The following is a 14,783-nucleotide window of genomic DNA, read 5'->3' on the forward strand; positions in this document are numbered from 1 at the left end:
GTATGCACGATCCGCTCCAGCTCACGCCGGGCCCCGGCCGGGGGGCCGCCCGGGCCGCGACGGCGGAACGTCCGGTTCGCCCACCCACACCTGCGCCTTACCGGCGGTTACGGCCAGGCTTGGGGCAAGGGTTCACAAGAACGGCTGGATCATGCACGGCGGTGGTTCGCTTCACGACGTTCTGGGACACGATCGCCACACATCGTTCGCTGGTGCGTGCCGCCCGCGAATGGGTGTGCCCTGTCCACATGCGGCCAACCGGAGACTGTCGGCGCCGCCGTGCTCCGGGAAGCCTGTGCAGAGGAGTTGTTGACGCGTGTCCGCACAGCACCACTCCGCCCGACCCCGGCCCACCGCCGGTGCTCCGCGTCCCTTGCCCCCCACCGATCCCACCGCACCCTCCGACGAGGCACTGCCCGCGACGCTCCCGGAGGCATTCGCCCGGCAAGTGGCTCTCACCCCCGACGCGACCGCGCTGGTGAGCGGTGCGGACACCTCCTTGACCTACCGTCAGCTCGACGCGCTCGCGGACCGGCTGGCACGGCGGCTGACGGCGGAGGGCATGGCGCCGGGCGGCACCGCGGCGGTGCTGATGGACCGCTCGGCCGAGCTCGTGATCTCCCTGCTCGCGGTCGTCAAGTCCGGCGGCTGCTACGTCCCGTTGGACCCGCGGCAGCCGGTATCCCGATTACGGTGGATCCTGGACCAGACCGGCGCGGATCTCGTATTGACGGCGGGTCAGGCACCGGACGCGCGGCTCACCGCGGGGCGCAGGGTGCTGCCCGTGGCCGTGGACGCGCGGGACGCCGACCGGCCGGCGGGCGGCGAGGCGCCGTGCGCGCTCCCGCACCAACTGGCGTACGTGATGTTCACCTCCGGGTCCACCGGCACGCCCAAGGGCGTCGCCGTGACCCATGAGAACGTGGTGGGCCTCGCCCGGGACCAGGCGTGGCGCGGCGGTGCGCACGGCCGGGTCCTGCTGCACTCGCCGCACGCCTTCGACGCCTCCACCTACGAGCTGTGGGTCCCGCTGCTGTGCGGTGGCGCGGTGGTCGTCGCGCCGCCCGGTGACCTGGACGCGCGGAGCGTCGCCGCCGCCGTCACGGACTTCGGGATCACCGGGCTGTGGGTGACCGCGGGCCTGTTCTCGGTGCTGGCCGAGGAGGCTCCCCGGTGCTTCCTCGGGGTGCGGGAGGTGTGGACCGGCGGGGACGCGGTCTCCCCCGCGGCCGTCCGGCGGGTGCTGCTGGCGTGCCCTGAGACGGCGGTCGTCAACGGCTACGGCCCCACGGAGACGACCACCTTCGCCACCTGCCACCGGGTGGCCGACCCCGGCGGTCTGGGCACGGTCGTGCCCATCGGCGCGCCGATGGCCGGGATGCGCGCGGAGGTGCTCGACCGCGAGCTGGCGCCGGTGCCGCCCGGCGAGGTCGGCGAGCTCTACGTCGGCGGCTCGGGGCTGGCCCGCGGCTACTGGAACCGCCCCGGCCTCACCGCGGAGCGATTCGTGGCCGACCCGCTGGGCGAGCCCGGTGCGCGGCTGTTCCGCACCGGTGACCTGGTGCGGCGCGGCCCCAAGGGGCTGCTGGAGTTCGTCGGCCGCAGCGACGACCAGGTGAAGATACGCGGCTTCCGGGTCGAGCCGGGCGAGGTCGAGGCCGTGCTCGCCGGGCACCCCGGGGTCGCCCAGGCCGCCGTCGTCGTCCGGGAGGACCGGCCCGGGCAGAAGCGCCTCGTCGGCTACGTCGTACCCGCGGAGGAGAGCGCCGCCGAGGGGCCCGCGGACGGCGCGGACCGGGTCGGCGAGTGGCAGGAGATCTACGACTCGCTGTACAGCGATGTCGCGCGGGCGCGCTTCGGCGAGGACTTCTCCGGCTGGAACAGCAGCTACGACGGCGAGCCGATCCCCCCGGCGCAGATGCGCGAGTGGCGTGACGCCACCGTGGCCCGGATCCGTGAGCTGCGGCCGCGCCGGGTGCTGGAGATCGGCGTCGGCACCGGGCTGCTGATGTCCCGGCTGGCGCCGCACTGCGACGCCTACTGGGGCACGGACCTCTCCGGCCAGGTCATCGAGGCGCTGCGGCAGTTGGTGCGGCAGGACGCCGAGCTGGCGGACCGGGTCGAGCTGCGGGCCGGTGCCGCCGACGACACGGCGGACCTGCCGGCCGGCTTCTTCGACACCGTGATCATCAACTCCGTGACGCAGTATTTCCCCGACGCCCACTACCTCGCGGACGTCCTGGCCAAGGCCGTGGGCCTGCTGGTGCCCGGCGGCTCGGTGTTCGTCGGCGACGTCCGCAATCTGCGGCTGCTGCGCGCCTTCCACACCGATGTCCGGCTGCGCCAGTCCGAGTTGCCCGCCGACCCCGGCGCCGTCCACGCGGCCGTCGAGCACGCCATGGTGCGGGAGAAGGAACTGCTGGTCGACCCGGCGTTCTTCACCGAGCTGGCGGCCGGCCTGCCGGACCGGGTGGGCAGCGAGGTACGGGTGAAGCGCGGGCGGGCGGTCAACGAGCTGACGCGCTACCGCTACGACGCCGTCCTGCGCAAGCTGTCCGCGGAGGAGCAGGACCCCTCTCCGTTACGGAAGCTGCCGTGGGGCGAGGACGTCTGCACGCTCGACGACCTCGCGGCCGTCCTGCGCGCGGAGCCGCCGGCCGGAGACATCCTGCTGACGGGCGTGTCGGACGGCCGGCTCGCGCCGGTGGCCGACGCGCTGCGGGCCCTGGCGGGCGGTACGGGCCGGGTCCGCGCCCTGAGCGCGCGTGACGACACCGACACCGACACCCTGGAGCGCCTCCACGAACTGGCCGACGGGCTGGGCCTGCGGGCCTCGGCCACCTGGTCAGCCGCCGACGACGGCACCCTGGACGTGCTCCTGACGCCGCGCCGTCCGGGCTCGGTGGGCGGGCGGCGGAGCTCCGCGGGCGTGCCGCTGTCCTCGCTGGTCAACGCCCCCGCGTCCGCGCGGGACACCGGCGCGCTGGTCTCCTCGGTCCGGGCGTATCTGCGCGAGCGGCTGCCCGACTATCTGGTCCCGGCCGCGACGGTGGTGCTGGAGGCCCTGCCGCTGACGCCGAACGGCAAGGTCGACCGGCGCCGCCTGCCGGAGCCCGGCACCGGGTCCGCCGAGGGCGGCCGGGCGCCCCGCAATCCGCTCGAAGAGCTGCTGTGCGGGCTGTTCGCCGACATCCTGGGGGTCTCCGGCGTCACGATCGACGACAGCTTCTTCACCCTGGGCGGGCACTCGCTGTCCGCGACCCGGCTGAGCGCCCGGCTGCGGTCCGCCCTCGGCCTGGAACTGCCGGTGCGCGCCGTCTTCGAGACGCCGACGGTCGCCGGGCTGGCCGAGGCCGTGCGCCAGGCGTCGGCCGGGGACCGCCCGCCGCTCGCGCCCGCGGCGCGCCCGGAGGAGGTGCCGCTGTCGTTCGCCCAGCGCAGGCTGTGGTTCCTCGATCACCTCCAGGGTCCGGGCGCCGCCTACAACGTCCCGCTCGTGCTCGATCTGGACGGCGAGCTCGACCGCGCGGCGCTCGAAGCGGCGCTCGGCGATGTGCTGGCCCGGCACGAGAGCCTGCGGACGGTCTTCCCGGAGACCGCCGGGGTGCCCCGGCAGCTGGTCCTGGACCCGGCCGCCGTGCGCCCGCGGCTGGAGGTGAGCGCGGTGGCGCCGGAGGAGCTGGACGCGGCGGTGGCCGCCGCGGTCCGGCACCCCTTCGACCTGGCGTCCGAGGTCCCGGTCCGGGCACGGCTGTTCACCACCGGCCCCACCCGGCACGTCCTGGCGCTGGTCGTCCATCACATCGCGTGCGACGGCTGGTCGCTGGCGCCGCTGTGGCGCGACCTCGCCACCGCCTACGCCGCCCGCCGGGCCGGGAGCGCGCCCGACACCGAGCCGCTGCCGGTGCAGTACGCCGACTACACCCTGTGGCAGCGCGGACTGCTGGGCGACGAGGACGACGCCGACAGCCTGGCAGCCCGTCAGATCGCCTACTGGACCGAGGCATTGACCGGCCTTCCCGAGTGCGCCGAGCTCTCCGTGGACCGGCCCCGTCCGCAGGTGGCCTCGCACCGGGGCGACACCCTGCACTTCACGGTCGACGCCGATCTGCACCGGCGGATCACGGAACTGGCCGCGGGCTGCGGGGCCAGCCCCTTCATGGTCGTGCACGCCGCGCTGGTGACGCTGCTGACGAAGCTGGGCGCGGGCCCCGACATCGCGGTCGGCACCCCGGTCGCGGGCCGCACCGACCATGCGCTCGACGGCCTCGTCGGGTTCTTCGTCAACACCCTGGTGCTGCGCACGGACACCTCCGGGAACCCCGCGTTCCGCGATCTGCTGGCCCGGGTCCGGGAGACGGACCTGGCCGCGTACGCCCATCAGGACGTGCCCTTCGAGCGGCTGGTCGACGCCCTCGCCCCGGCGCGCGGCCTCGCCCACCACCCCCTGTTCCAGGTGCTGCTGGCGATGCAGAACGCCCCGCGGGGCGCGGCGGAGCTGCCGGGCCTGACCGTGGCGGAACGGGCGGTCGGCACCGGGGCGTGCCGGTTCGACCTGTCACTGAGCCTGCGCGAGCGGCACGGCGCGGACCAGCGGCCGCTGGGCGTCGACGGGGTCGCGGAGTACAGCACCGATCTGTTCGACCGGTCCACCGTCGAGCGCCTCGTCCACCGCTTCCTGCGGCTCCTCGACGCGGTCACCGCCGACCCCGGCCGCCGGCTCGGCTCGCTCGACGTGCTGCTGCCCGACGAGCGTGAGCGGCTGCTGGCGCAGAGCGGTGACGACGTCCCCATGTCGCCGCCCGGGCATCTGCCGGAGCTGTTCGAGGCGCAGGTGCGGCGGACGCCGGACGCGACCGCGCTGGTCCACGACGACGGCACCGGCGCCGTGGAGACGCTGACGTTCCGTGAGCTGAACGCGCGGGCCAACCAGCTCGCCCGGTATCTGATCGGGTGCGGCGCCGGGCCTGAGCGGTTCGTGGCGATCGCCCTGCCGCGTACGGCCGAGTCCGTCGTCGCGACGCTCGCGGTGCTGAAGGCGGGAGCCGCCTATCTGCCGCTGGACGCGGGCTATCCGGCGGCCCGGCTCGCCTGTATGACCGAGGACGCCCGGCCCGCGATCCTGCTGACCGACTCCGGCACATCCCTGCCGCTGCCGGACGGCGCCGGGCCGCGGACGATCGTGCTGGACCGGGACGAGACCCGGCGGGCCGTCGGCCTGTGCTGGGAGGCCGATGTCGCCGACAGCGAGCGGCTCGGGCCGCTGGCCTGCGCGTCACCCGCCTATGTCATCTACACCTCCGGTTCGACCGGCCGCCCCAAGGGCGTCGTGGTCACCCACGCGGGAGTCACCGGCGTGGTCGAGGCGCAGGTGCGGCGGTTCGGGGTGACGGCGGCGAGCCGGATCCTGCAGTTCGCCTCGCACAGCTTCGACGGCGCGGTGTGGGAGCTGTGCGGCGGGCTGCTGACCGGCGCCACCCTGGTGATGGCGCCCGCGGAGCTCACCGCGCCCGGCCCGGAGCTGGCCGCGCTGGTCGAGCGGCACCGGGTCACGCACGCGACGCTGCCCCCGGCCGCGCTGTCGGTGATGGAACCCGACGATCTGCCGTCGCTGCGCTGGCTGATCACCTCGGGCGAGGCGCCGTCCGCGGAGACGGTGCGGCGCTGGTCGGCGGGGCGGAGGTTCCTCAACGGCTACGGCCCGACGGAGACCACGGTGTGCGCGACGCTCAGCGCCCCGCTGTCCGGCGGCGGGACGCCCCCGATCGGGCGGCCCACCGTGGGCGCCCGCGCCTATGTCCTGGACCGCGACCTGTGCCTGGTGCCGCCGGGGGTGCCCGGGGAGCTCCATGTGTCGGGCGCCGGGCTGGCCCGCGGCTATCTGCACCGCTCGGCGCTGACCGCGGAGCGGTTCGTGGCCGACCCGTTCGGGGCGCCGGGCCAGCGGATGTACCGCACCGGCGACACGGTGCGCTGGAACGCCGACGGCGAGCTGGAGTTCATCGGCAGGACCGACGGCCAGATCAAGATCCGCGGCTTCCGCATCGAGCCCGGCGAGGTCGAGGCCGTGCTGGGCGGCCAGCCGGGCGTGGCCCAGGCGGCTGTCGTCCCGCGCCGGGACGCCCGCGGCGGCACGTATCTGGCGGCGTACGCGGTGCCCTCCGGCGACGCGGCGGGCCTGCTGGACGGGGCCGGGCTGCGCGACCGTCTGGCCGGTCTGCTGCCCGGCTATATGGTGCCGTCCGCGGTCGTGGTCCTCGACTCCCTGCCGGTGACGGCCACGGGCAAGGTGGACCGCGCCGCGCTGCCCGAGCCCGACTTCGGGGCGCTGTCCACGGGCCGGGAGCCCCGCAACCCGCGCGAGCAGATCCTGTGCGAGCTGTTCGCCGAGGTGCTGGGCGTGCCCCGGGTGACCATCGACGACAGCTTCTTCGACCTGGGCGGGCACTCGCTGCTGGTGACCCGGGTGATCAGCGGGGTGCGCCGCCGCCTCGGCGTCGAACTGCCCGTCCGCACCCTCTTCGAGCGGCAGACGGTGGCCACGCTGCTGGAGGCCGTCGACGCCCCGGCCACGGCCGGCGAAGCGCCCGCGCGGACGCGGGTGGACCTCGCCGCGGAGGCCGTCCTGGACCCGGCGATCACCGTGGGCCGGCCGGCGGGGCGCGGGCGGGCGGACGGCCGGGAGACGATCCTGCTGACCGGCGCCACCGGCTTCCTCGGGGCGTTCCTGCTGCGTGCGCTCCTGGACCGGACGAGCGCGGACATCCACTGCCTGGTGCGCGCCGACGACGCCGCGCGGGCGGACCGCCGGATCCGGCGGAACATGGCGGAGTACGGGCTGTGGAACGAGTTCTCCCGCAGCCGGATCGTGGCCGTCCCCGGCGACCTGGAGAAGCCGTTGCTCGGCCTGACCCCCGAGCGCTTCGAGGCGCTGGCGGGCCTGGTCGACGCGGTCTACCACAACGGCGCGCGGGTCAGCGCGGTCGACCCGTACGAACGGCTGCGCGCGGCGAACGTCGCGGGTACCCAGGAAGTGCTGCGGCTGGCCGCCCGGTTCGCCACCCCCGTGCACTACGTCTCCACCGCCGCCGTGTCGGTGGGTACCGACGAACTCCCCGGCCCGGTGCCCGAGTCGCACCGCGTGCCGCCGGAAGCCGTCCTGCCCGGGGGCTACACCGAGAGCAAGTGGGTGGCCGAGCAGCTCGTCCGGCAGGCGGGCGAGCGCGGGCTGCCGGTGACCGTCCACCGGTGCGGGCGCATCAGCGGACACACCGTCAGCGGCGCCGGTTCGAGCCGGGACGTGTTCTGGCAGCTCGTACGCGCCATGCTCGTCCTCGGCTCCGCGCCCCGCCCGGCGGCCGACGGCACGGAGCCGGTGGTCGACCTGATCCCCGCCGACTGGACGGCGGCCGCCATCGTCCACCTCTCGCGCACCCCGGGCGCCGAGGGCCTCGCGCACCACCTCACCTGCCCGTCGCCCGTCCCCTTCGAGACCGTCCTCGGCCATCTGCGGGAGTACGGCTACCGCCTGGACAGTCTGGATCTCGACGACTGGACCCGCCTCCTGAGGGAGCGCGCCGACACCGCGGCGGACGGCGGGCCTGCCGCGGGCGAGGGGCTGCTGGACGCGGCCGTGCTGCTCACGGACACCCTCCCGGCGCTCGCCCGCGTGGGCCGGATCCGCCTGGACCGCACCAACACCCTGGCGGGGCTGGCCGGTTCGGGCCATGAGTTCCCGCCGCTCGACGGCGAACTGATCCGCCGTTACGCCGACTTCTTCGTCTCGTCCGGCTTCTTCCCGCCGACCGCCACGCGCTGAGCGGCACCGTCACCGTGCCGGGGCCAGGCCCCGGCACGCCCTCCACGGAAAGGTACGCATCGTGAGCAATCCCTGGGACGACACCGAGGGCACCTTCCTCGTCCTGGTCAACGACGAGGGACAGCACTCCCTGTGGCCGTCCTTCACCACCGTCCCCGCCGGGTGGACCGCCGTCCGCGGCCCCGCCACCCGCGACGAGTGCCTCGCCTACATCGAGGAGAACTGGACCGACATGCGCCCCAAGAGCCTCGTCGAGCGCCAGTCGCGGCTCTCGGAGGTGCGGTCCGCATGAGCAACGACGAACGCGCGCCCCTCAGCTACCCGTTCAACGAAGCGGTCGCCCTGGACGTCGACCCGCTCTACGCGAAGCTGCGCGCCGAGGAACCCGTCGTACGGGTCAGCTGCCCTTTCGGCGAAGACGCCTGGCTGGTCACCAAGCACGCGGACATGAAGACGATCCTCGGGGACCCCCGGTTCAGCCGGGCACTGGCCGCCGAGCACGACGAGTCCCGGATGACCCCGCTGCCCATCCACACCAGCATCCTGGGCATGGACTCCCCCGACCACACCCGGCTGCGCCGGCTGCTCGCCAAGGTCTTCACGATGCGCCGGGTCGAGCTGCTGCGCCCGCGCGTCGAGGAGGAGGCGAACCGGCTGATCGACGAGCTGGTCGCGGCGGGTCCACCGGGTGACCTGATGGAGGGCTTCGCGGTGCCCTTCGCGGGCACCGTGGTGTGCGATCTGCTCGGCGTGCCCTTCGAGGACCGGGAGCAGTTCCGCGGCTGGCTGGACGCCTTCTCCGCCACCACCGTGATGACGGAGGAGGAGATCGAGGCCGACACCCAGCGGCTGCACGGCTATATCGGGCAGTTGATGGTGCGCCGGCGCGCACATCCGCAGGACGACCTCATCAGCGCCATGGTCAAGGCCAGCGACGAGGAGGAGAAGCTCTCCGAGAAGGAGCTCGTCGAGCTGGCCAGCGTGCTGCTGATAGCCGGTCACGAGACGGTCTCCTCGCAGCTGATCGACTCCCTGCACGTGCTGTTCACGCACCCGGAACAGCTGGAGATGCTGCGCGGCAAGCCCGAGCTCATGCCGGGCGCGGTCGAGGAGCTGATGCGCTACGTACCGCTCATCTCTCATGTCACCTTCGCGCGTTACGCGACGGAGGACGTGGAACTGAGCGGGACGCTCGTGCGCGCGGGTGAATCCGTGCTGCCCGCCATTCCGTCCGCGAACCGCGATGAATCGGTCTTCGAGAACGCCGATCTGTTCGACCTCACGCGCGAGCACAATCCGCATCTGGGATTCGGTTACGGAATCCACCGCTGCCTCGGCGCCCCGCTGGCCCGGCTGGAAATGCAGGTGGCGTTGGATTCGCTGCTGACGCGGCTGCCGGAGCTGCGGTGCGCTGTTCCCGTGGAATCGCTGGAATGGAAGGACGGCATGCAGGTGCGCAGCCTGCTGGAGCTGCCGGTCGTCTGGTGACCCGTCGGTAAAGAGAAAAAAGGGGGGCCTCCTCGCGGACGCGAGGAGGCCCCTTCGCCAAGTGCCTCAGGCCAGACGCCAGTCGGGGGCCATGGGGCTGCTGTCCCGGGTCGCGCCGGGGTCGCGGCTCACCACCGGGTCGAGGGCCGCGTCGATCGCCGCCATGACGTCGGCCTCCAGCCGGACCTCGGCCGCCTTGGCGTTGTCGGTGATCTGCTCGGGGCGGGATGCGCCGAGCACGGCGGAGGCGACGTTCGGGTGCTGGAGCACCCAGGCGAGGGAGAGTTGAGCCACCGTCAGGCCGAGGTCGGCGGCGAGGGGCCGCAGCTGCTGCACGCGGGAGAGGACGTCGTCCTTGAGCCAGCCCGCCAGCACCGGCGAGCCGTCGTTGGAGTCCAGGGCCCGGGACTGCTCCGGCCACCGCTGGCCTGGCAGGTATTTACCGGTCAGAACGCCCTGGGCCAGGGGCGACCAGACGATCTGCCCGACGCCGAGCTCCTCGCAGGCGGGCATCACCTCCCCCTCGGGCACCCGCCACAGGGCGGAGTACTGCGGCTGGTTGGAGATCAGCGAGATCCGCAGCTCCCGGGCCAGTGCGTGCCCGCGCCGGATCTGGTCGGCGGTCCATTCGGAGACCCCGATGTAGTGCGCCTTGCCGGCGTGCACCACGTCGGCGAGCGCCTCCATGGTCTCCTCCAGCGGGGTGGAGGGGTCGAAGCGGTGGGCCTGATAGACGTCGACGTGGTCCGTGCCCAGCCGGCGCAGGGAGTTGTCGATGGACTCGAAGATGTGCTTGCGGGAGAGGCCGAGGTCGTTGCGGCCGGGGCCGGTGGGCGCGAAGACCTTGGTGAGGATCTCCAGCCCTTCCCGCCGCTCGCCTTTCAGCGCCCGGCCGAGGGATTCCTCGGCGAGCGTGTCCGCATAGACGTCCGCGGTGTCGAATGTGGTGATTCCGGCGTCGAGCGCGGCCCGCACACAGGCGAGTTCCGTCTCCTCACTTCTCGAAGAACTCCGGGTGAGCCAGTTGCCATAAGCGACCCGGCTGACTATCAATCCGCTGCGTCCCAGGTGACGGAAATCCATGGGCCCACATTAGCAACGGAGTTGACCCCGTCCAGCGGGAACGGGAATTCACGGATGGTGCGCTCCGGCGCCCGGCAGCAGCGTCCCCGGCTCGGCTTCGGCGACCTCGACGGCCTCGGTCTTGGGGCTGCGGCGCTGCCGCCTGGCGGCCCAGTGGGCGAGCCAGGAGAGGATCATGCACATCCCGATGTAGATCGGCGAGATGATCATGACGACGGGGATGAACGGGAGCCCGTAGTCGAGATTGCTGGCGATCAGCTTGCCCGCGTGCAGAAACTCCTCGTAGGTGATGAGGAAGCCCAGCGAGGTGTCCTTCAGGGCCACGACCAGCTGGCTGATGATCGTCGGCAGCATCGCCCGGAGGGCCTGCGGGACCAGCACGAAGGTCATCACCTGGGTCTTGTGCATGCCCAGGGAGTACGCCGCCTCCCGCTGGCCGCGCTCGACGGAGTTGACGCCGGTGCGGAAGACCTCCGCCAGCACCGAGCCGTTGTAGAGGGTCAGTCCGGTCACGAGGGCGGGCAGGGGCTGCACCTTGAGGGCGACGAAGACGAAGAAGATCATGACCAGCACCGGCATCGCGCGGAAGAACTCCACGACCAGGGTGGCGATCCAGCGCACGGGCCGGTGCTCGGAGAGCCGGGCCGTGGCGAGCACCCCGCCCAGCGCCAGGGAGAGCACGGCGGCGTAGGCGAATGCCTTCAGGGTGTTGCCGAGCCCGCGCAGCAGCAGTTCCTGGATGCCCTTGTAGGTGAAGGGGTCCCACTTCTGGGCAGTGAACTGGTGGGTGTCGAAGAGGAGATACACGAACCAGGCGAGGAGGCCGAGGATCGCGGCGGCCGCCACGACGCCGTAGACCAGGTGCCGCCGCCGGGCCTGCGGCCCGGGGATGTCGTAGAGCGCGGTCGTGGTCATCGGGCGACTCCCCAGCGCTTCTCCAGCACGTTGAAGACCGCGCTGATGGTCAGGGTCACGATCAGATAGCCGACGGCGATCCAGACGAAGGACCAGATGATGCTGTAGCCCAGCTCGTTGAGGGTCTTGTAGGTCCCGAGCAGCTCGGTGACGCTGAACGACCCGGCGATCGCGGAGTTCTTGGCGAGCGCGATGAGCGTCGAGCCGACCGGCGGGATGACGGAGCGGAACGCCTGCGGCAGCACGATCGCGGCGAGGGTCTGGGTGAAGGTCATCCCGAGGCTGCGGGCGGCCTCGCCCTGCCCGGTCGGCACGGTGTTGATGCCGGAGCGCACGGCCTCGCAGATGAAGGCCGAGGTGTAGCAGCCGAGGGCGAGGACCGCGAAGAGCTGGAAGGGCAGGACGACGCCGAACCGCGGCAGGCCGAGCAGCACCGCGAAGAACAGCAGGGTGAGCGGGGTGTTGCGCAGCACCGCCACCCACACCGTGCCGAGGACGCGCAGCGAGCCGACGGGGGCGACGCGGAAAGAGGCCATCACAAAGCCGAGGACGAGAGCGAGCAGGGAGGCGTAGACGGTGAGTTCGACGGTGCCGAGCAGCCCCTTGCCGTAGAGGGACCAGTTGTCGGTCAGGACGTTCATGACGGGCTCCCGTAGCGGTCGACGGCCGGGGGCTTGGGGGCCGGCACCCCGGACAGGCCGAGGGTCGCGTCGTACGCCTTCTTCCAGTCGCCGTTCTTCTCGTGCGCCTCGATGGCGTCGTCGAGGGCGAAGCGCAGGGCGGTGTCGCCGCGGGGCACGCCGATGCCGTAGGGCTCCTTGGAGAAGGGCTTTCCGGCGATCCTCAGCTCGTCGGGCGCCTTGGCGGCGAAGCCCATGAGGATGGTGTCGTCAGTGGTGACGGCGTCCACCTGGAGGCTGAGGAGGTTGTCCACGCAGATCGAGTAGGTGTCGTAGGCGACGGCGATGACCTTGGGGTAGTCGCGCTGGATGCGCTGCAGCGGTGTGGAACCGGCCGCGGAGCAGACCTTCTTGCCGGCCAGGTCCTGCGGCCCCTCGATGCCCTTCTCGTCCTTGCGCACCAGCAGCGACTGCCCGGCGATGTAGTAGGGCCCGGCGAAGCCGACCTGTCGTTTGCGCAGGTCATTGATGGTGTAGGTGCCGACGTAGTAGTCGATCTGACCGTTCTGGAGGGCCGTCTCGCGGTTGGCGGAGGCGATGGTGCGGAAGCGAACCGTCTTGGGGTCGAAGCCCAGGGAAGCCGACATCATCTTGGCGATCTCGATGTCGAAGCCGGAGTAGACGCCGGTCGCGGGGTCCTTCTCGCCGAGGTAGGGCTGGTCCTCCTTGGCGCCGACGACGAGGTGGCCTCGGCTCTTCGCGGCCCGCCAGGTGGCGGAGTCGGTCAGTTGGAAGCCGGTGTCCACGTGGTAGACGGGCAGCTGTTCGGGCTTGGGCCCCTTGACAGGCGGGCTGCCCTCCTTGCCACAGGCGGCGGCGAGCAGGGCGAGGGCAGCGAGGACCAGGGCCGCGGTCGTGCGGCGCGTACGGTTCGTCATCAGCGTCTTCGCCCGCCCCTCAGTGCTTGAGGATCTTGGAGAGGAAGTCCTTGGCCCGGTCGCTCTCGGGGGCCGTGAAGAACTCCTCCGGAGTGCGGTCCTCGACGATGCGGCCGTCCGCCATGAAGACGACGCGGTTGGCGGCGGAGCGCGCGAAGCCCATCTCGTGGGTGACGACGACCATCGTCATGCCGTCCCGCGCGAGCTGCTGCATGACCTCCAGCACCTCATTGATCATCTCCGGGTCGAGCGCCGACGTCGGCTCGTCGAAGAGGAGCGCCTTGGGGTCCATCGCGAGGGCGCGGGCGATGGCCACGCGCTGCTGCTGGCCGCCGGAGAGCTGGGCGGGGTACTTCTCGGCGTGGGCGAGCAGGCCGACGCGCTCCAGCAGTTCGCGGGAGCGCCTGTCCGCCTCCTCCTTGCCGCGCCCCCGGACCTTGATCTGAGCCAGGGAGACATTGGCGAGCACGGTCTTGTGGGCGAAGAGGTTGAAGGACTGGAAGACCATGCCGACCTCGGTGCGCAGCCGGGCCAGCTCCCGGCCCTCGTCGGGCAGCGGGTGGCCGTCGAGGGTGATGGTGCCGGACTCCACGGGCTCCAGGCGGTTGATGGTCCGGCAGAGGGTGGACTTCCCGGAGCCGGAGGGACCGATGACCACGACCACCTCGCCCCGGCCGACCGTCAGGTCGATGTCCTTGAGGACGTGCAGCTTTCCGTAGTGCTTATTGACATTCCGCAGTTCGATCAGAGGATCGACGGCCATACCCAGCCCTACCCACTCTCAGCTGTCCCGCGGTCGACACACGCTATCGGCGCAAACTACCGGCGCCGTACCGGACTTCATCGCTGACACGCTCATATATACGGATTCGGCGCGCTACGCCCGCCATTTGCCCTAGGTACACAGACCGGCCTGGGTACCTAGCCTGTGTAGCGTCGAACTGGGGGAGACTCGGGGGAAGGAGCCGGGGGTGGGCGACAGCAGGCCCGTCTACCTGCGCATCGCGGACGATCTGCGCCGCCGCATCGACGAGGGAGGGCTCGCCGTGGGGGACCGCATCCCCTCGCGGTCGGAGCTCAAGCGCGCGTACGCGGCCAGCGACCAGACCGTGGACCGCGCGGTGCGCGTCCTGAAGGCGGCGGGATACGCGGAGGGCCAGTTCGGGCGGGGCGTCTTCGTCACCGACCGGGTGCCGCTGGGCAGTCTGCTGCGCTCGACGGGCGCTGTCGACTCCCCCTTCGCCGCCCGGATGACGGCCAGGGACACGGCCCTGACCTGGGAGGCGTCCTCCAGCGAGGCGCCCGCCTCGGACCGGGTCGCCGAGCGGCTGCGGATCGGAGCGGGCGAGCGGGTGCTCTGCACGCAGTACGAGTACCTCGCCAACCGGCACCCGGTGCAGCTCGCCACCAGCTGGGAACCGCTCGCCATCACCGAGGGCACCGACGTGGTGCTCCCCGAGCGCGGGCCCTACGCCCGGCGCGGCGTGCGCGGCAGGCTGGCGGCGATCGGCATCCGGGTCGTACGGGCGCAGGAGCTGGTGGGCTCGCGCCCGGCGACGACACCGGAGGCGGAGGCGCTCGGCTGCGCGGCCGGGCAGTGCGTCACGGTCGTCGAGCGCACCCACTTCGACGGGGACGGCCGGGCGGTGGAGACCTCCGACATCGTGGTCCGCGCCGACCGCTGGCGGCTGGAGTACGACATCCCCTTCATCAGCTGACCTCGCGGGGCGGACTCCGCGAGTGGACTCCGCGGGCGTGTCCCTCGCGCCGCGCCGGTGTCCACAAGCGCCGGACGGGCCCGGATGGGCCCGGATGGGCCGCAGGTCGTCGTCGGCCCGCAACGGGTCAAGCCCCTCGGGAGCGTCCCCCAGCGCGGCTGGAGATCGGGGGCGCCCGTCCCGGCGGGCAGCGGGACGGCCC

9 protein-coding genes are annotated in these 14,783 nt (G+C 72.5%); 4 read left to right on the forward strand and 5 right to left on the reverse strand.

What is annotated here, in order from left to right; all coding sequences use genetic code 11:
- The first annotated feature begins 373 nt into the window (after positions 1-373).
- The 3 genes from ACH427_RS03515 (at position 374) to ACH427_RS03525 (ending at position 9,307) form a co-directional block, all read left to right on the forward strand.
- The gene (locus tag ACH427_RS03515; RefSeq protein ID WP_398867689.1) at positions 374-7,819 is read left to right on the forward strand and encodes an amino acid adenylation domain-containing protein; all 7,446 of its coding nucleotides are present in this window, start codon (positions 374-376) and stop codon (positions 7,817-7,819) included.
- Between the two features lie 61 nt (positions 7,820-7,880).
- Positions 7,881-8,111: an MbtH family protein gene (locus ACH427_RS03520; RefSeq protein ID WP_398867690.1), complete on the forward strand. Its 231-nt coding sequence runs from the start codon at positions 7,881-7,883 to the stop codon at positions 8,109-8,111.
- Positions 8,108-9,307, forward strand: coding sequence for a cytochrome P450 (locus tag ACH427_RS03525; RefSeq protein WP_398867691.1), 1,200 nt, complete (start codon positions 8,108-8,110; stop codon positions 9,305-9,307). Before ACH427_RS03520 ends, ACH427_RS03525 begins: the two co-directional genes overlap by 4 nt.
- Positions 9,308-9,373: 66 nt before the next feature.
- Here the strand turns inward: ACH427_RS03525 and ACH427_RS03530 are convergent, their stop codons facing one another.
- Genes ACH427_RS03530 through ACH427_RS03550 form a run of 5 tightly spaced genes read right to left on the reverse strand, consistent with a single transcriptional unit; the run spans position 9,374 to position 13,626 of the window.
- Positions 9,374-10,390: an aldo/keto reductase family protein gene (locus ACH427_RS03530; RefSeq protein ID WP_398867692.1), complete on the reverse strand. Its 1,017-nt coding sequence runs from the start codon at positions 10,388-10,390 to the stop codon at positions 9,374-9,376.
- Positions 10,391-10,438: 48 nt separating this feature from the next.
- On the reverse strand, positions 10,439-11,305 hold the full coding sequence (locus ACH427_RS03535) for an amino acid ABC transporter permease (protein ID WP_398867693.1): 867 nt from the start codon (positions 11,303-11,305) through the stop codon (positions 10,439-10,441).
- Positions 11,302-11,946 (reverse strand): amino acid ABC transporter permease, encoded by a 645-nt coding sequence (locus tag ACH427_RS03540; RefSeq protein WP_398867694.1) that lies wholly within the window; start codon positions 11,944-11,946, stop codon positions 11,302-11,304. The genes ACH427_RS03535 and ACH427_RS03540 overlap by 4 nt, the downstream gene beginning before the upstream one ends.
- Positions 11,943-12,863 (reverse strand): glutamate ABC transporter substrate-binding protein, encoded by a 921-nt coding sequence (locus ACH427_RS03545; protein WP_398867695.1) that lies wholly within the window; start codon positions 12,861-12,863, stop codon positions 11,943-11,945. The genes ACH427_RS03540 and ACH427_RS03545 overlap by 4 nt, the downstream gene beginning before the upstream one ends.
- Positions 12,864-12,882: 19 nt before the next feature.
- On the reverse strand, positions 12,883-13,626 hold the full coding sequence (locus ACH427_RS03550; RefSeq protein WP_398867696.1) for an amino acid ABC transporter ATP-binding protein: 744 nt from the start codon (positions 13,624-13,626) through the stop codon (positions 12,883-12,885).
- 208 nt (positions 13,627-13,834) lie between these two features.
- Here ACH427_RS03550 and ACH427_RS03555 point away from each other — a divergent pair, with 208 nt between their 5' ends.
- Positions 13,835-14,581, forward strand: coding sequence for a GntR family transcriptional regulator (locus ACH427_RS03555; RefSeq protein ID WP_398867697.1), 747 nt, complete (start codon positions 13,835-13,837; stop codon positions 14,579-14,581).
- Positions 14,582-14,783: the final 202 nt, after the last annotated feature.

Source organism: Streptomyces sp. NPDC020379 (assembly GCF_044387105.1).
GTDB lineage: Bacteria > Actinomycetota > Actinomycetes > Streptomycetales > Streptomycetaceae > Streptomyces.

Excerpts from the sequence above, each read along its gene's own strand:
- ACH427_RS03535 (WP_398867693.1), bottom strand. The coding sequence starts at position 11,305 with ATGACCACGACCGCGCTCTACGACATCCCCGGGCCGCAGGCCCGGCGG.
- ACH427_RS03540 (WP_398867694.1), bottom strand. The coding sequence starts at position 11,946 with ATGAACGTCCTGACCGACAACTGGTCCCTCTACGGCAAGGGGCTGCTC.
- ACH427_RS03525 (WP_398867691.1), top strand. The coding sequence starts at position 8,108 with ATGAGCAACGACGAACGCGCGCCCCTCAGCTACCCGTTCAACGAAGCG.
- ACH427_RS03530 (WP_398867692.1), bottom strand. The coding sequence starts at position 10,390 with ATGGATTTCCGTCACCTGGGACGCAGCGGATTGATAGTCAGCCGGGTC.
- ACH427_RS03545 (WP_398867695.1), bottom strand. The coding sequence starts at position 12,863 with ATGACGAACCGTACGCGCCGCACGACCGCGGCCCTGGTCCTCGCTGCC.
- ACH427_RS03550 (WP_398867696.1), bottom strand. The coding sequence starts at position 13,626 with ATGGCCGTCGATCCTCTGATCGAACTGCGGAATGTCAATAAGCACTAC.